This is a genomic window from Mucilaginibacter sp. (assembly GCF_035492695.1).
GTDB lineage: Bacteria > Bacteroidota > Bacteroidia > Sphingobacteriales > Sphingobacteriaceae > Mucilaginibacter.
The window spans coordinates 15,998-34,553 of sequence record NZ_DATJJC010000005.1; the positions used below are offsets into that span (position 1 = coordinate 15,998).

Annotated in this window: 13 protein-coding genes; 4 read left to right on the top strand and 9 right to left on the bottom strand. The window is 43.9% G+C overall.

Features of this window, described 5'->3' with window-relative positions:
• Positions 1–78 precede the first annotated feature (78 nt).
• The 4 genes from VL525_RS01770 to VL525_RS01785 form a co-directional block, all read right to left on the bottom strand.
• Positions 79–1,683, bottom strand: coding sequence for a SusD/RagB family nutrient-binding outer membrane lipoprotein (locus tag VL525_RS01770; RefSeq protein ID WP_325382674.1), 1,605 nt, complete (start codon positions 1,681–1,683; stop codon positions 79–81).
• A gap of 5 nt (positions 1,684–1,688) precedes the next feature.
• Positions 1,689–5,072 carry a SusC/RagA family TonB-linked outer membrane protein gene (locus tag VL525_RS01775; RefSeq protein WP_325382676.1) on the bottom strand — a complete coding sequence of 1,128 codons (3,384 nt, stop codon included), beginning with the start codon at positions 5,070–5,072 and terminating at the stop codon, positions 1,689–1,691.
• Between the two features lie 164 nt (positions 5,073–5,236).
• A complete protein-coding gene (locus VL525_RS01780) occupies positions 5,237–6,313 on the bottom strand; it encodes a FecR family protein (protein ID WP_325382678.1) in 1,077 nt (358 codons plus the stop codon).
• 106 nt (positions 6,314–6,419) lie between these two features.
• Positions 6,420–7,037 (bottom strand): RNA polymerase sigma-70 factor, encoded by a 618-nt coding sequence (locus VL525_RS01785; RefSeq protein ID WP_325382680.1) that lies wholly within the window; start codon positions 7,035–7,037, stop codon positions 6,420–6,422.
• 457 nt (positions 7,038–7,494) lie between these two features.
• Between VL525_RS01785 and VL525_RS01790 the strand changes: the two genes are divergently transcribed.
• A complete protein-coding gene (locus VL525_RS01790) occupies positions 7,495–10,152 on the top strand; it encodes a glycoside hydrolase family 2 protein (protein ID WP_325382682.1) in 2,658 nt (885 codons plus the stop codon).
• 45 nt (positions 10,153–10,197) lie between these two features.
• Complete coding sequence (locus tag VL525_RS01795) at positions 10,198–12,513, top strand: family 20 glycosylhydrolase (RefSeq protein WP_325382684.1); 2,316 nt, start codon at positions 10,198–10,200, stop codon at positions 12,511–12,513.
• A 17-nt stretch (positions 12,514–12,530) separates the two neighbouring features.
• Here the strand turns inward: VL525_RS01795 and mnmE are convergent, their stop codons facing one another.
• Positions 12,531–13,895: a tRNA uridine-5-carboxymethylaminomethyl(34) synthesis GTPase MnmE gene (mnmE, locus tag VL525_RS01800; protein ID WP_414684721.1), complete on the bottom strand. Its 1,365-nt coding sequence runs from the start codon at positions 13,893–13,895 to the stop codon at positions 12,531–12,533.
• Between the two features lie 136 nt (positions 13,896–14,031).
• Here mnmE and VL525_RS01805 point away from each other — a divergent pair, with 136 nt between their 5' ends.
• Positions 14,032–14,400: a hypothetical protein gene (locus tag VL525_RS01805; protein WP_325382688.1), complete on the top strand. Its 369-nt coding sequence runs from the start codon at positions 14,032–14,034 to the stop codon at positions 14,398–14,400.
• Positions 14,401–14,428: 28 nt separating this feature from the next.
• The gene (locus VL525_RS01810; RefSeq protein ID WP_325382690.1) at positions 14,429–15,487 is read left to right on the top strand and encodes a nucleoid-associated protein; all 1,059 of its coding nucleotides are present in this window, start codon (positions 14,429–14,431) and stop codon (positions 15,485–15,487) included.
• A gap of 15 nt (positions 15,488–15,502) precedes the next feature.
• Here the strand turns inward: VL525_RS01810 and VL525_RS01815 are convergent, their stop codons facing one another.
• From VL525_RS01815 to VL525_RS01830, 4 genes are all read right to left on the bottom strand, one after another.
• Positions 15,503–15,865: a DUF5655 domain-containing protein gene (locus tag VL525_RS01815; RefSeq protein WP_325382692.1), complete on the bottom strand. Its 363-nt coding sequence runs from the start codon at positions 15,863–15,865 to the stop codon at positions 15,503–15,505.
• Between the two features lie 22 nt (positions 15,866–15,887).
• A complete protein-coding gene (locus VL525_RS01820; RefSeq protein WP_325382694.1) occupies positions 15,888–16,427 on the bottom strand; it encodes a GrpB family protein in 540 nt (179 codons plus the stop codon).
• Positions 16,428–16,445: 18 nt separating this feature from the next.
• On the bottom strand, positions 16,446–17,210 hold the full coding sequence (locus tag VL525_RS01825; RefSeq protein WP_325382696.1) for a TIGR02757 family protein: 765 nt from the start codon (positions 17,208–17,210) through the stop codon (positions 16,446–16,448).
• Positions 17,211–17,324: 114 nt separating this feature from the next.
• Positions 17,325–18,464 (bottom strand): cystathionine gamma-synthase, encoded by a 1,140-nt coding sequence (locus VL525_RS01830; protein ID WP_325382925.1) that lies wholly within the window; start codon positions 18,462–18,464, stop codon positions 17,325–17,327.
• Between the last annotated feature and the right edge of the window lie 92 nt (positions 18,465–18,556).

Consider the following 18,556-nt stretch of genomic DNA (forward strand, 5'->3'; position numbering starts at 1 on the left):
AAAAGAAGAAAACGTCTGTAAATTTAACAAAATAAGGAGGGAGACAATGTTGTCTCCCTCCCTGGTAATTAGATCGTTTTATTTATCCCACCAAACCCTGGAGGTAAATAGATCGCCGCCGGTAAGTTTACCAACCGCAGCGTTGTAATTAGCGCCATTGGTTGATGGCAGGCTAACAGGATATTCCATCCTTCTTGGGATACTACCATCGGTGAACTGTCCCGGGTAAGTCACAGGAGTGAGTACCGGGAAGCCCGACCTTCTCCAGTTGGCCCAGGTTTCGTTGAAATTGAAAGTAGTTGATGTTTCAACAAAATACTCCATGTTGATCTGCTGCAGCGCAGTTGCAGGCACCAGCGGGTGGGCAGCAACATAAGCCGTGATAGCGGCAGGATCAACAACGGCTTGTGCAGTCTTGTTCAACTGGGCAAGCGTCAGCATATCAGCAGTAAGTGCATTAGCATAGTGCGTAGCTGCTGTTCCGGTATTCCAGCCCAGCGTAGCTGCCTCTGCAAACAACAACTCAGTTTCGCCATAGGTAATGATATAATTCGCCCTGTTACGGTCGTCGTAAACCGCAAACCGTGGACGTGAATACTTACCATCTGGTGCCGCAGCGTCGCCGCTTACAGCAGGGTCTGCCGGGCTTGTGCCTGGATAATTTGGCGCATGTGATATATCTGTAGCGCCACCGTTCTGGTCGTAACCGTTCGGCATACCAATTTGTAAAGCTGCTGTGCTAACACCAGGCGCTTCATTTTGGTTGGCAGCTTTGCCGGTGCCGGCCGATACTTCACCAACTGCGCTTATACGCGGGTCGTTTGTTGACTGTAGATAGTTCATCAACGTTGCCGACCAGCGAACTTCTCTAAAGTCGTCTGTAACCAATAAAGCAGCAGCATCTGAGTTGCCGTTACCATTGGTGTAGTCGGTATAAACTTTAGCATCGTCAGTAACTGAAGACATAGCCCCGCCGGCATAAGCCATTTCAGCATATTTCTGAGCAGTTGCTGCATCAACCTTAGTTAAGCGCATGGCAACCCGAAGCATCAAAGAGTAACCCAGCTTCTTCCATTTTGATATGTCGCCGCCATAGAACAAGTCGGCCGTAGGCGCAGCTTTGGTGGCGTCAAGCGCAGCAGTAGCAGTGGCAAGTTTATCTAACATATCCTTGTAGATGCTCTCCTGTGTATCAAATACTGGTTGCGATACGCCTGCCTTTGCCTGTAACGCCTGCGAATACGGGATATCGCCGTATGCATCGGTAATACGTTCAAACATCATCACCAGCAATATGCTGCCGCAATTATCAAGGTTACTGTAAGCTGCATTTCCTGCCACTAAATTCTTCATTTCATAAACCAGCGAAGCAGCACCATAACTCGTATTCCAGGTACGGCTTTTATAATCCTGGAAACTTCCGCCGTACACATATTTATCGCCGTTGCTATAGTAGTTGTAAGTACCGGCAAGTGATTGCGACCACATACTTTGATACAACAATTGGTCATAACCGGTATTTGAGAACTGTATTTGCGCCTGCGACATCAGGAAGTTTGGATTGAACAGGCTGGAGCTCGTAGCATTTGGATTAGTATTTAGTTTATCGAAGTTTTTCGTACATCCAACACTAAGAGAAACGCCCGCCATTACGAGGCAACTATATATAAGTCGTTTTTTCATGTCTTTTAGTTTTTAAATTTGAAGTTTAAGTTTAAACCAAAGGTCCGTACAGATGGAAGGCTGGTACCTTCAATACCGGCATACCTGATGTCAGGAGAGAAGCCGGATTCCGGATCGATATTATCAGTATGCTTCATGATGGTCCACAGGTTACGAGCTACGAAAGACAGCTGAACTGTGCTAAATGGTGTTCCAACCATAAAGCTTTTTGGCAATGAGTAACCAAAAGTTACCTGGCGCAGTTTTATAAAGCTGCCGTCCAGGACGTTCAGAGCCGAAACTCTTTGGGCCAAAGCCTGATAATAGGTTTGCGCATCAACATTTGTAGTATTTGCCGAACCTGACTCAGTAACACCTGCTCCTACAACACCGCCGTCACGTCCCGGAAGGGTCATTTTGTCTAAACCACGGTAAATAGCGTAATAGTTGGTTGCCGATAATATTTTGTTGCCAAAACGGTAATCAACAAGGAATGATAAATTGAATTGCTTGTAATTAAAGCTGTTATTCAAACCACCATAAATTTTCGGCACTGTGCTACCCATTGGTTTTAACCCGGTTGCTTCAGGCAAACCGCTGGAATCATAAACGATCTGGCCCGATGCATCGCGCTTGTAATCGTTAGCCATTACCTGCGGGCCTGCCATACCTACAACCAGCGCCAGGCTGGCGTTCAGCGGACGATAGGTTCCGAAACCTACGTTATTGTTCTGCACATCGGTGTGCAAAATTTTGTTGGATACGTAGGTAAAGTTAAATGATGGTGTCCAGCTGAAATCTGACGTCCTGTATGGTGTGCCGTGAATTTCAAGCTCGATACCCCTGTTTTGAGTTGATCCGGTACCAAGGTACTGATTGGTATAACCACTCGAAATATCGATGCTGCCGTTGATGATCTCATTGTGCGTTTTACGCGCAAAATAAGTCAGGTCAATTCCAAAACGGTCGCCCCAGAATTTCATTTCAGTACCAGCCTCAATCTCGTTCAGCGTGTATGGCTTCAGGAACAAGTTTGGCAATTGCTGGCTGAAACCGCCTGCAGGGATACCATTGATGGAGTTATTAATGTTATAATACACAGCTGTTGCATACAGGTTTGCAGGCTGACCGCTGGTTTGTGCATAAGATAAACGAATCTTACCAAAGTCAAGGCCATTGATGTGATACAGGTCAGAGAAGATAAAGCTACCTGAAACAGATGGCGAGAATATGCTCCTGTTGCTGGATGGCAAAGTACTATATACATCATAACGACCTGTTGTACTTAACACCAGATAATCTTTAATAGCAAAGTCGGCCGTATAGTAAGCTGAATTTGTTTGAAGCTGACCAGGTGTGCCCGAATATCCGCTGCTCCTGCTTGGAAGGTTTGTTAAGCTATAGAAGTACGGAATAATAAAGTTACCGCCGTTGATATTCGTACCATCCACGGTATTCTTGCGAATGTTACCACCCACAGACAGGTCCAAATTAACCCAGTTTTTGATCAGGTCGTGCTTTGCATTGATCAGCACGTCGGAGTTTAACTCGGTGATCTGGCTGTTAGTTTGTGATATGCTTCCGTTACCGCTTACATAAGCTGTTCCGGTCGGTGTAATATCAATTCGCTTATCGTTGATGTTGTCATAACCCAAACGGCCTTGCAGGTATAACCAGTTAAGAATGCTGTACTTACCCGATAATGAGCTTATCAGGCGCGTTCTGCTTGTTACGCTCGAGAATTTGTAAGCTGCAAAGTAAGGGTTGGTAACGTAGATGTCGTTGGTAAACGAGGTTTCCTTACCTGTAGCGTCATAACCTGGCGCCAGGATGTGGTAGTCTTCGTTCGGAGCTAAAAACTGAACGTTGTTCGGGTTACCCGGACCATCGCTCAAACCAGGCCGGTTATTTTCATTATCAACAATGTAGTTTGCTACAACGTTTACATCGAACTTCTTGGTTACTGATTGAGAGCCATTGAAGTTGAATGTTTTCCTGTCCAGGCCACTATTAGGTACAATAGAGTGGTTATTCAGGTCGGATACTGATAAACGGAAGGCACCGGTTTCACTACCGCCTGTAAACGAAGCAGTATTGGTGAAAGTGTATCCTGTTCTGTAAAAACCGATATAGTTTTTTGAAGGCAATGAATACGGATGATCCTTACCATCAAACTGTGGTACCATAGATCCGTCCAGTTTAGCACCCCACGCCAGGCTACCATCGTTCAAAGCATCTGCGGCGTTCAATGGTTTATTACCAAATTGCCCCTGACCATAAGAAGTTTGGAAATCAGTATTATCTACCGGTTTATCTGCCTGGTAGTTGGTGTTAAATTCAACACCGAAATTAGAATTTTTCTTACCGCCTTTGGTGGTTATCAGAATTACGCCATTGGCAGCGCGCGAACCGTACAATGCCGAAGCAGCCTGTCCTTTCAGAACGGTCATGCTTTCAATATCGTCGGGGTTAATGTTAGCAATACCGTCACCATAGTCGGCACCGCCCCATTCGCCCGATGCACCTCTCTGGGTGTTGTCCATAGGCACACCGTTAATAACGAATAAAGGAGAACCTGCGCTGAAACTGGTTACACCACGCAATAAAATACGGGCTGATGAACCAGGGCCGCCGTTGGTACCGCTGATACTTAAACCGGCAACGCGGCCTTCTAGTGAATAGGCTACGTTCGATTCTTTGGCTTTATCCAGATCGCTGCCATTTACGGTCGATACAGAATAACCCAATTTCCTTTCATCTTTCTTGATACCCAAAGCTGTCACCACAACTTCGTTGAGGCTTTTGCTTGATGCAACAAGTGTTACGGTGATAGATGTTTTACCACCTACCGGGACTTCCTGGGTCTCGTAGCCGAGGTAGGAAATTACCAATACCGCGTCATCGGGTACGTTAATGGAAAAGGCACCATTAATGTCAGAGACTGTCCCGGTGGTGGTCCCTTTTACCTTAACCGAAACGCCGGGTAACGAAACGCCCTGCTCGTCGACTACTTTACCGGTAACTACTTTGTTGTTAACAACGTCATTTTTACCGGTAATAACGATCAGGTTGTTGCTTAACTGAGTGTAAGTGAACTCAGAGTTTGCGAGTAACTGGTCAAGAACAGAAGTGACATTCTCATTCTGTACATTGATCGATATGTTTTTCGCAGGTGGGATCTTACGTTCACTAAAAACGAAATGGTAATTCGTTTGATCCTGAATGGCAGAGATGATCTTTTTAAAATCAGCCGATTTCAGATTAATGGTTACTTTTTGCTGGGAATAAACATTAGCTAATGATTGCAGGTTGAATATTACCAAAAACACAAATATCAATTTCATTATCAATAGAGACTTAAATAGCCAATATTTATCTCTTACACCCTTCAGGTGTTTAAAATATTTCATACTTTTACTGTTAAAGGTGAATGATTAAATAGCTACAGTCGGTTCCAGAGACCGTAGCGTGATTAATTATCGGATTTTCATCTTTCACGGGAGTTACTATCAGTAGCTCCCGTTCCTGTTTTTGAGTATTTTTTTCAATCCATATGCTCTTAATTTAATTAGGGTTAATAGATATAAACTGTTTCGTTTTTATACTTGTAATTAAAAGATTCTATCAATTTCAGTGCGTTCAACGCCTCAAACACGTTCTCTTTCACAAACACACCTGTAAAATGATAATCCCTGGTATCGTCATTTTTAAATTTGAATTTTATGCCATACCATCTTTCCATCTGGTTGGCCAGGTCGCTAAATGCTTCATCCTTAAACACAAGCTCATTATTTACCCACGAAGTTTCTACAATAGTTGTGTCGTTTGATTTAAAATGAGTTAAGCGGGTAAGCGAATAATTGGTGTTAACCTCTTCAGGCAGCGGGGTCAATCTTTTCTTCCCCTCCTTTTGAAAAGTTGTGTTATTCAATATCAGTTTTTCGTTAGGCTTCAGAATGATCCTGTCAGACGGCCTGTCAGATAAGGTCACCTCTATCGCCCCTCTTATCAAGGTAGTTTCAATATTCTTATCGTTTGAATACGACTTAACATTAAATGCCGTCCCCAGCACCTTGATATTCATTTTACCGGCATGCACAATAAACGGATGCGTATGATCCTTAGCGACGTTAAAAAAAGCCTCGCCGCTCAAATACACCTCGCGGGTTGGTCCGGTAAAAGCAGAAGGATACTTCAAAACTGTTTCTGAGTTCAACGTCACCACTGAGCCGTCTGTCAAATAAATTTTCGACTTTGAACGGCTCGGCGTTTTAGTAACTGTTATAGTTGGTGTTAAACTATTTTTATAAGAATAAGCGGAATAATAATGATACAAAAAAGCGCAAATACTTAACAATAATATCGCCGCGATGCTACGCCATATAAACGGCATTCTTGTCACACGGGCGGCATCCTGCACAGGCTCATCCTCAACTTCGTCTATATCAATACGGCTTTTTATCCGTTGAAATATCAGCTCATCGTTAGAGTATTTTTCCTGGTCCTGTATCCAATACCCTTTAAAGAAATTGTACTGCTTCCTGCATTCCTCGTCCTCAGCCAGAATTTGATTTAATTCTGCCAATTCACTTTCATCGGTCTCGTCTGAAAGTTTTTTACTGAGTAGCTCAATAAATCTATCGTTTACCATTAAATGGAATGCCTGTTTTAAGTTGGGACAAAATTTTATTACAAATTGCCTACAAGATTTAAAAAAATATTTTTTTGATGGTTTGCGTTACCGCTATCAGAAGTTATTAAGATGTCAACCCGATAAAAGGCACGCTTGCCGTTGGTTCGGCGGCTGGCCTCGATGTTGACTGATGGGCCGCAAGGATTACACTTAACTTTTTGATAGCCCTAAAAAGCTGTGTTTGAACAGTACGTGGCGAAATATTTAAAATTTCCGCTACTTCCTTGTACTTCATGCCGTCTTCTTTGATAAGCCTGAAAACGATGCAGGCCTGTTGCGGCAATGATGCGATCGCCTGGTCGAGCTGAAAATGAAGTTCTTTTCGCTCCATTTCCTTTTCGGGGTCGAAAGTGTTTATGAATTCAACCCTGTCTGATGATTCTATTTGGACCAGGTGAATGTTCGAGAATTTTTTAAGGTAATTAAACGACTGATTTTTCACCGCAACGAACAGGTAGGTCTCGGGATTGTCAATATTAACCAGCTCTTTTCGGTTGTTCCAGCACTTTACAAAAATATCGGATACAATTTCTTCTGCTGTTTCTTTCTGCCCTATATAAAACACACAGAATTTGATAAGACGGGTATTGAGCATATGGAACAATAGCTCAAATGCTTTGAGATCGTTCTCAAAACACACCTTTTTCCACAGGCTTAAAGTATTTGTTTTATCAATTTTCAAGAAACAACCAATTTACATGCCCCAAACAATCTTTGCTATGCAATCTAATTGCGATGCAATGTAACAACTTTGCAACAAAATTTAATATATATTTCCAACTTTATAAAAAATAATGTTAATAAAACATTTATAAAAGATTATTTATAGACCGTGTAGGCAAATTGGCTCGAAAAATTGTCCAGTAAGAACATAAAACTCATTTCTTAAGGTTCATTTTTGGTCCGGCGGCCTGTAACATGTCAACGAGAAACAATTTAAACGCTTTTTTGCCCGGAATTACGGAAAATCGTTCCCCGGGAACCGGATTTTCCTGTTTTAATACTGGTGTTTTAAATACACTAAGTGCTTTCGTTTTAACTTGTACCTGTCTGATTATTAAACGATACCCTTATATCTACCCTTCACCACTAAAAAATTACCAACCCACGCTATGCTAATACTTCCCGGTCAAATATTTATGAAACTTAACAAGTTAAAATCAATTCTTATCATTTTTCTTATTACCCTAAGTGTGTCAGCCGGCTACGCTCAAACCAGTTATGAACTAAACACCGGCTGGAAATGCGCTCAGGCAGGCGGCGTGGAGAAAAACGGGTACGAACTTTCGGACGCAAAATTTAATACGGCCGCGTGGATGCCTGCGGTAGTACCGGGAACCGTATTGACGACGCTCCTGTACAATCAAAAAGTGCCCGACCCCTTTTTCGGAATGAATAATCAAAAAATACCCGACATATATAAAACGGGACCTGCGTATTACACCTACTGGTTTATTAAAGATTTCAGGGAAGCGGCTACTCAAAAAGGCGACCAGGTGTACCTGAACTTCAGAGGAGTAAATTACTCATGCGACATATACCTGAACGGTCACAAACTCAATAAAACATTACAAAAAGGCATGTTTTTACGGTTTAATTATAACATTACACCCTATTTAACAAAAAATGGCAACAATCGCCTTGCTGTTTTGGTTTACCCTACGGATGTAGCTGGTAACCCAAATGGCGGCCAGGGTGGCGACGGAACTATCGCCCGTAACGTTGGGTTGCAATATACCGCCGGGTGGGATTGGATACAGCCTGTACGGGATCGTAACACCGGCATCTGGGATAAAGTTACTATCCAAAAGACGGGTCCGGTTCAAATAGCGGATACACATATTGTTACTTTGGTACCCGGTACAAGGCTGCCCGACGGGCCACAGAAACCCGCGTTAATTCAAGTTTCGGCAGAACTAAAAAATGCGACCGCTGCTACAATTGCCGGCACGGTAAAATATGATATCGCCGGTAAAACTATATCAAAAAAAGTTACGTTAGGGCCGGGCACATCGCAAACAATAAATTTCGCGGATCATAAACTACAGGACCCTAAACTTTGGTGGCCAAATGGTTATGGGCCGCAAAATTTGTACGATGTCAAAATAAGTTTTGTAACCAATAGTCAAAGGGTATCCGACCAGCGGGTCCTTAAGATCGGGGTACGGCAATTAAGTTCTGAATTTAACGAACATACCGGCAGCCGGCAGATTGAGGTAAATGGCCAAAAGATTTTTATAAAAGGCGGCAACTGGATCATATCTGACGAGATGCTGCGCCTGTCAGACGCGCGGTACGACGCCGAAGTACGTTTCCACAGGGATATGAACCTTAACCTGATAAGGGTGTGGGGCGGTGCTATGATAGAACGCCCCGAGTTTTACGATGCCTGCGATAAATACGGCTTACTGGTTTTCCAGGACCTTTGGGGCTCGGGCGATTGCAACGGGCGCTGGCAGGACCCAATGAAACTGGACGATCAATGGACCCGGCGTAAATACCCGGACGATCATCAATTATTTCTCCGGTCGGCAGAGGATCAAATAAAAATGGTACGCAACCATGCTTCGCTGGCCATCTGGTGCGGAGGTAACGAGATAACGCCGCCCGAGGATATCTTGACGTCGCTGCGTGATACCATTTTGCCACATCTGGACAATACGCGTTGGTTTGTAGATTATTCCAATTCCGACAGCATGTCGCATAATACATTCGGCGGAAATGGGGACGGGCCTTACGGTATACAGCCTTTATCTGTTTTTTGGGAGCACCGCACCTTTCCTTTCAATTCCGAAGTAGGATCAGTTGGATTAAGCGATTATGAATCCCTTAAAAGATTTATTCCTGCAAATAACCTTATCCCACCCGTTTTTGATGAGGCTACCGGGAAAACGACGACCGATTCGGTATGGGATTATCATAAATACATTGGCTACGATACCAGTATAAATAAATACGGAAAAGCTAAAAATGCCGAAGACTTTGCATTCAAAGCGCAACTGGTAAACTTTGACCAGTACCGGGGCCTGGCTGAAGGGTTCAGTTCTCACATGTGGGATTGGTATACGGGCTTTATTATCTGGAAAACACAGAACCCCTGGACAGCCATGCGCGGGCAAATGTACGACTACTACTTAGACCCCAATGCCTGCTTATACGGCCTGCATAACGGCAGCGAGCCATTACATATCATGTACAACCCTGTAACTGGTATGGTAACGGCCGTTAACAATACCTTTAAGGCAAGACGAAGCATGATGCTGGTGGTGAAAACTTATGATATGGCTGGTAAAGAAAACCTGCTGACGCAGGTTTTTGCAGACATCGGCCCAACTACGAGCAAAAGATATTTTTCAATAAAGAACGAAATAGACAAATTGGCAGCCAACGAAGGGGTATTCCTTTCGCTTCAGCTGCTTGATGAAGAAAAAAAACCAATTACCGAAAACCTGTATTGGATAGCGGACCGCAGCGGAAACTATTCAGGCTTACAGAAAATGAAGCAAAGCGATCTGCTTGTTAAAGCACGATGGACACAGGCGAGAATGGTGGAAGTAACCCTTGAAAATCGCGAAAATAATCCGCCTGCTTTCTTCAACAGGATATCGTTGGTGGATGCGGGAACACAATCGCGGCTGCTTCCTGTATTTTACAGCGATAATTACGTAACGGTATTACCGGGTAAGAAAAAAACGATAATCATAGATTGCAAAAACATCGGCGGTAAAAGCAATTCGGCAATAGCTATAAACGGTTGGAATACCGGGCAACGGCTAATACCTATCGAAACCAACTAATTTATCATCAACAGCCGGGCAATATTAACATAACAACACTTCTTGATGAAAAACACAATAAAAGCCGTTATTCTTTTTTTACTGTGCGCCGTACTTGCGGCGCCTAAGATAGCTCAGGGGCAAACAGGCGGGACAAAATATGACCTTATCCCCTATCCTCAATCGCTTGTTGCGGGCACCGGATCATTCAGGGTAACCCGGGCTACAACAATTATCCCTGACGACAAACATCAATTTACCCGGGAGATAACCCAATTAAATAATCTCTTTATAAAAGCTTTTGGCTCACCGTTAAAGCAATCGGCTAAAAAGACACAAACTAATGCTATCCAAATAAAGTACGACCCCTTAATTACCGGACCCGAAGGGTATACGCTTACGGTAACTAATAAACTGGTAACTATTTCTGCAAAAGAAAGTGTCGGGGTGTACAGGGCGGCAGAGACAATAAGGCAGCTTCTTCCGGCTGAAATTGAGAATAAGACCGGGAAGAAATTAAAAAGTGTAACCTTGCCTGCTTTAAGCATCGCCGATTATACAACGTATGCATGGCGGGGTATGCACCTGGATGTTTCGCGGCACTTCTTCTCGATAAGTTACCTCAGGAAGTTTATTGACGTGATGTCCCTTTACAAAATGAACAAGCTGCATTTGCATTTAACCGACGACCAGGGCTGGCGTATCGAGATAAAGAAATATCCAAAACTAACCGAACAGGGTGCCTGGCGCACATTTGACAAAAATGATTCGGCCTGCATAAAACGGTCAAAGGACAATCCTGATTTTGCGATAGATCCGGAGCATATTATTCATAGAGATGGGAAAACACTTTATGGCGGGTTTTATACGCAGCAGCAAATGAAAGGCCTGGTTGCTTATGCCGCTGCCAGGCATATCGACATTATTCCGGAGATTGATATGCCCGGGCATATGATGGCTGCCATAACTGCATACCCATTCCTTACCTGCAATGGAGAAAATAAATTTGGCGAACTTTTTTCGAAACCAATTTGCCCTTGCAACGAAAGCACTTTTGAATTTGCCGAGAATGTATTTTCGGAAATCATGGACATCTTCCCTTCCAAATATATCCATATCGGCGGCGATGAAGTTGACCGCTCTGACTGGGCAAAATCAGATGCCTGCAAGGCATTAATGCAGCGCGAGGGTATTAAAGATCTGCCGGCACTCCAAAGCTATTTCATTAACAGGATGGAAAAGTTCTTTAATTCAAAGGGGCGTAAACTTATTGGCTGGGACGAGGTGATTGAAGGTGGGATAAGCCCGACAGCTATCATCATGTACTGGCGCGGATGGGTGCCGGACGCACCCATAAAAGCGGTAAAAAATGGCAACACAGTGATTATGGCGCCAGGGGAGCCACTTTATTTTGACAACCAGCCCGATCAGTATTCGCTTTATAAGATATATCACTTTAACCCGGTCCCCGCGAAATTGGACGGCCAGGAAGCCAAAAATATAATCGGCGCACAAGCGGAGCTTTGGTCGGAGAACCTGCCGTCTGAAAACCGGACCGATTACATGTATATGCCAAGGATGACAGCGCTTGCCGAATTGCTTTGGACCAATAAACAAGCTTACTATGACTCCTACCTGGAACGTTTGCAACGAAATTATAAACGCCTTGATATATTAAATGTTCACTACCGGCTACCCGACCTGCCCGGAATAATCAGCGAGAATGTTTTTACAGATGCTGACACGCTTACGGTAAAAAAACCGCTTTCGCAAATGCGGATCTTTTATACAACGGACGGCACTCTCCCAAAAACCACATCGCAAGAGTTAACCGGGTCGCTTATCATCAAGCGATCTCAAGTGATCAAACTGGCTGCTTTTATGCCGAATGGTTTGCGCGGGGATATTTACACATTGAATTATAAAAAACAGGATTATGCACCGACTATGCAACAAAGCAGCGCAAAGCCCGGTTTACTATGCAACTACTACAAAGCTTTTTTCAAACAAACCAGTCTAATAGCCGCCGCTAAAAGCGATAGCACGTTTGTTACCAATACGATAACGGTACCCGAAACAGTAAAAGCTCCATCATTTGCCATAACCTACAGGGGGTATATTGACATTCCCGCCGACGGGGTATATAGCTTTTACCTTACCTGTGACGACGGCGGCGTTTTAAAAATCGCCGACCGGACAGTGGTAGACAACGATGGTTTGCATTCTGCCATTGAAAAAAATGGTCAGGTTGCCCTAAGTCGCGGATTACAGCCTTTTGCACTTGATTTTATTGAAGGCGGTGGTGGCTTTACACTTAAATTAAAATACAGTATCAACGGATCGGAGCCTAAAGAAGTCCCATCAGATTGGTTTAAAAATTAACAATGTCTTTTAGCTATTTATTTTCCGATACAGAACTTCGAAAAGATATTATCCAGTAAATCATCGGTGGTAACTGCCCCCGTGATTTCGCCGAGATAGTGCAGGGCCTGTTTAATATCCATTGCCAGGAAATCTGAAGTTACCTGGGTATCGATACCGGTTAACAAGCGAGCGAGGGATGCTGTTGTTTTTTGGAGGGCTTCCAGGTGGCGGATATTGGTCACCAGGGTTTCGTCTCCGCTTAGCTGGCGTTTTACAGCCGAATTGTATATCTTATGTTTCAACTCGTCGATATGGCGTTTCTGTTTCGCTGAAATAATAATAGCGCTTTGGGTGTGTGGCAGGGATAGCAATTGCTCTTCTGTCAACAGGTCGGCTTTATTGGCTACCGCCAACATGGTTATGCCCGGTTTTTGCAAACTTTCAAGATCGCTGTTTAGTTGCTCAATGGTGATCTCCACAGCATCAAAAACATAGATCAGTAAAGCCGACTGGCTGATCTTTTCCATGGTGCGCTCCACCCCTATCTTTTCAATCGCATCTGTGGCCTCGCGTATTCCGGCAGTATCTATCAGCCTGAAATTAATACCATTGATGTTCAGCACTTCCTCTATTGTATCCCTTGTCGTGCCCGGAATATGGCTCACGATGGCGCGTTCTTCATTAAGCAGCGCGTTTAGTAAGGTGGATTTACCGGCATTGGGCCTGCCCGCAATAACCGTATTGACACCCTGCTTGATAACATTGCCTAACTCAAAAGATTCGATGAGCCGGCTTACCACCTGGTTAATATTAATGATGAGTTGTTTTAGTTGCCCGCGGTTAGCAAACTCTACATCTTCTTCCGAAAAATCCAGCTCCAGTTCGACCAGGGATGCAAATTGCACCAATTGATCCCTTAGCTGCTGTAACTGGCTGCTGAACCCTCCGCGCAATTGCTGCATAGCTACTTGCTGCGATGCTTTGGAGTTTGACGCGATCAGGTCGGCAACCGCCTCGGCTTGCGAAAGGTCGAGCTGACCATTTAAAAATGCCCTGAGGGTGAACTCGCCGGGTTTTGCACCGCGTGCACCGCTTTTTATCAACAATTTGATAATGGACTCAATAATATAGCCCGACCCGTGGCATGAAATTTCCACCACATTCTCCCGGGTGTACGACCTGGGTGCGATGAACAAAGAAACCAAAACTTCGTCCAGCACAATATCGCCATCGGCTATTTGCCCGAAATGGATGGTGTGCGATTCCTGATTGGCCAGGTCCTTGCCTTTAAAAACACTATTGGCTATAGTTATTGCATCCGGTCCCGAAAGGCGGATAACACCAATAGCACCAACACCGTTCGGAGTAGCAAGGGCAACGATAGTTTCTTCTTTATTCATTAGCTTATAGTTCATAGTTTATCGATCATAGCAAAAAACTGCCGTGAACTATTAACCATGAACCAACGGCAAAAGTCGCCATTTATAGCAATCTTTTTATTCGTTTAATGTAAAATGTTATGGCGTAACTTTGTATATGCCAAAAACTGTCCCTTTCGATTTTGTATTTGATTACCTGCCGCGTAATGTGGTTACCAAATCTATGTTCGGGATGCAATACATTTACCTGGGCAGGAAACTGATGCTCATGCTTCGTAAGTCTGCTAAGGATTTGGATATGAACGGCGTTTGGGTGGCAACAGCAAAAGAACATCACCAAAGCCTTGAAAACGACATACCGGCTATGATAGGTTATGTGCTGGATAACGGCGATATGTATGAATCGAACTGGAGGCTCATCAAAGATGACCGTGACGATTTTGAGGAGGCAGCAATAAAAGTTTGTGAGCTAATAGCGCACGGCGACCCACGCATAGGAAAATTGACCAAAAAGGCGCCACTCTGAAGCATATTTACTTACTTTCGCCTGCGTTATGGTAAGTTATTTTGAAGCCTCACTGGATACGGCCTGCGTTCATCACATCGGCAACCAGTCGCAAAACGAATTCTATGCTTTATCTGCTGAAGCGCTGGCTTTTAAAGATGAGTTAATACCTCAATTGCTGAAGCAGTATTTCCTGAAGCCGTTTGAAAAAGCCACCGAGGTTTACCATTTGATGCACAGCAGCGGCGATATTGCCCTGAATGAAGTACACCATTTTGTAACGCAGGCATTTGAGGATAAAAGCAAGTTTCATGAAGTGTCCGAACAGATCGCGAAACATCTATATAACGTTTCTAATCATCCTAATATCAAGCCAGGCGAACTGTATGTCGCTTATTTCAGCCAGGTCCAGATAGAAGGTAATTTGCTGGACGCCATAGGCATTTTTAAATCGGAGAATAAGGAAACCTATTTAAAAGTTTACCCAGATAAAGGCGGCTTTGGTATCGACTACGAGGAGAATGCCATCAATATCAATAAACTGGATAAGGGTGTTCTGATCTTTAACATTGAAAAGGAGAATGGTTACAAAGTTGTAGTGGTCGATCATACCAGCCGCGGACAGGAAGCAGCGGCTTATTGGAAAGACGAGTTTCTGCAGCTCAAGATAAGGAACGACAGTTTTAATCAAACCAATAATGCGCTGGGTATCTACAAAAATTTTGTCACCCAAAAACTGGACGACGAGTTCGAGCTGAGCAAAGCAGATAAGATCGACCTGCTGAATAAATCCATGAAATATTTTAAGGAGAAGGACACTTTTGATATGGACGAATTTACCGGCGAAGTGATCGGTAATCCGCAGGCGATCGAGTCGTTCAGAAACTATAAGAGCCAGTACGAGCAGGAATTTGAGTCGCCTATTGCGGATGTTTTCGAAATATCGTCCAATGCCGTAAAAAAGCAGCAACGGGTTTACAAAAGTGTATTAAAGTTAGACAGGAATTTTCACATTTATATTCACGGTGATAAGGAACTGATAGAAAAAGGTTTTGATGAGGGGAAGTCGATGAATTACTATAAGGTTTATTTCAAGGAGGAGGCTTAATTGGGATTTCGTTGATTAGCTTTCGTAGGCGAGTTTCATAAACTTTCGTACCTCGTCGTTCACATCATCTTGATGCAGCATCCTGAAATGATGATTGCATTGCACATCGCCCGGCACCTGGGCTATCTTCTGGAAGCAAAGGTTATCTTCGAAACGTTCCTTGAACGGAAACACGACATGAATAAAATTCTTGCCTAACTGCGTGATGTAAACTACCCGTTTATGGGAATTAGCCAAACCGATCATGGTTTTTGCCGGATGTACGGTAACAGGGCCTATTTTTTGGAATTCATTGATGAAATGATCGAACAAAGCCAAAGTATGTTCAGATTTGCCGGCCAGGAAATGAGAAAGCTCGTGGGGTTCATCGATGATCATATTGTCTAATTTAAACTCCAATTTAAGATAAATATCTGGCTAATGCTGCCTTTATAAAATCAGTTTTGGCATCAGAATATTTTTCCCGGTCATCTTTATAAAGCATTGCCAGCTTTTTTTTCAATTGGGCATAGCTTGCAACCAGTTCGGGATGACGAATCAAGATATCCCTGAAATCGGTGTGCTGTTTAAGTTCTTTGCTATTGGCCAATACCAGGTGTAAATGTGCAAAACGCTTATTGTTAACCACTTTTACGAACGTTCGCCGATAATCACGACCATCGAGTTCGGGCGGTATTAGATTCCAGTTCGCTGGCCTCAACACGTCAACAATGGCCTCAATACTATCAAAATTAACGATGGGGATTATCAGATCGATAATTGGCTTGGCGGACAAACCGTGGACCGAGGTGCTGCCGATATGTTCAACTAAATGGGGATCGAAGGGATATAAGTTAGCTAATTCAGCTATCAGCTTAGCCGCAATTCCAGGCCAGGCAGAGTTGTAATCTTCAATAATAACTGCTTCTGTCGCCCAAACGGGCCAATTTTCCTGTGCCAATGTACCAAAATCTTAAAATTAAAACTTTTCCTCTATGCCTAGCCCAAACAATGCAAAATCGTACTTAACTGGGTCCAATGGATCAAATTCCTTTAGGCGTTCGGTCAGTTCAACCGCTGTTTGCCAATCGGTTTGTTTACGGGTTATGAGGTTTAGTTTTCTCGCCACACGGTCCACGTGAAGATCGCAGGGCATGACCAGGCCGGCAGGTTTTAGCTTGTTCCAAATACCGAAATCGACTCCGCAATTGTCCTTGCGCACCATCCATCGCAGGAACATATTCAACCGTTTGCAGGTTGATTTCTGCGACGGGGCGGACACATGCTTTTTGGTACGGTTTGGATGATCTGGCAGTGAGAAGAAATAGTTCCTGAAATGGTTGAGTGACGCTTCCACTCCCTTTAAATGGCCAGGGGGCATAAACGCATCCTCCAGTGAGTTGTAATTGCCGTAATGATACCTGAAAAACGAGATAAAATACAGCGTGTCGATATCATTAAACGTACGGTGCTTAAAATGCAGCAGCTTCTTAAGGTCGGGTTCCTCATGATTCATGATGAAATCATAGGGTGCACCATCCATCAGGCGGATGAGTTCCTTACATTTATTGATGATGGTAACCCGTTGCCCCCAGGCTAAGGTTGCTGCCCAAAACCCCATGATCTCAATATCCTGCTTTTTACTAAACAGGTGCGGAATAGATACCGGGTCGTTCTTAATAAAATCGGGCTGGTTGTATTGCGCAACTTTGGAATCGAGAAAAGCTTTGAGGTTTTCTATCATGTTTTACCTATTTGTCATTGGTGGATGAACAACGAAGCAATCCCATCGCAGAAATACCACCGAATATAACGAAGGCGGTACCATTCAGCATCCGCAATGACACGTTTTGTAAAATTAAGAAAGAGCCTGTTTCAAATCATCGATCAAATCATCAATATCCTCCACTCCTACACTTAAGCGCAACAGATTATCCACCACACCAGCTTTCTCGCGTTCTTCTTTGGGGATTGAAGCATGTGTCATAGTTACTGGGTGATTAATGAGCGATTCGACACCGCCTAATGACTCGGCTAAGGAAAATACCTTAAATGATGATGCTACACGAAAAGTCTCTTTCAGGTCGGCGCCCTTGAGCGTAATAGAGATCATCCCGCCAAAATCGCGCATCTGTTTTTTAGCCACGTCGTGGTTAGGGTGATCGGTAAAGCCCGGCCAATATATCTTATCCACTTTGGGATGTGTCTTTAAAAATTCGGCAACTTTGCGCCCGTTCTCACAATGCGCCTTCATGCGCAGGTGCAGTGTTTTGATACCACGCAATACCAGGAAACTATCCATTGGTCCGGGTGTGGCGCCACAGGCGTTGTAGATGAACCAAAGCTTTTTGTACAGGTCCTCATCGTTCAGCATCAGGCAGCCCATCACCACATCGCTGTGACCGCCGATATATTTGGTAACCGAGTGCATCACGATATCCGCACCCAGATCCATAGGATTTTGCAGGTATGGCGAAGCGAAGGTATTATCCACAGCCAGCAATAAACCTTTTGTTTTGGTGATGTTCGCAATAGCTTCTATATCAATTACCTGCATAGTTGGATTTGTCGGTGTTTCTATCCAAACCAATTTGGTATTCTCATTGATATATTCGTTGATTATTGCGGGGTTTGAGAGATCAAGAAAATGAAACTTAATGCCGTAATTGGCAAATACTTTGGTGAATATCCGGTACGAACCACCATACAGGTCGTTGCCTGTGATCACTTCATCACCCGGCTTCAGCAGCTTCATCACCGCATCCGTAGCTCCCATGCCGCTTGAAAACGCAAGACCATACCTGGCATTTTCCAAAGCTGCCAAACAACCTTCCAGGGCTTTGCGGGTTGGGTTTGTACCGCGCGAATATTCAAACCCCTTATTATCTCCCGGCGACTTTTGCCAGTAGGTGGAAGTTTGATAAATAGGCGTCATAATAGCGCCGGTCGAAGGATCGGGCTCCTGCCCTGCATGTATAGCTTTAGTTGCGAATTTCATAGCCTCACCCCAACCCCTTCCCGGTAGAGAGGGGCTTTTTAGTTTTTTCAATATTTAAAAGTCCTCCCTACCGGGGAGGATTTGGGTTGGGC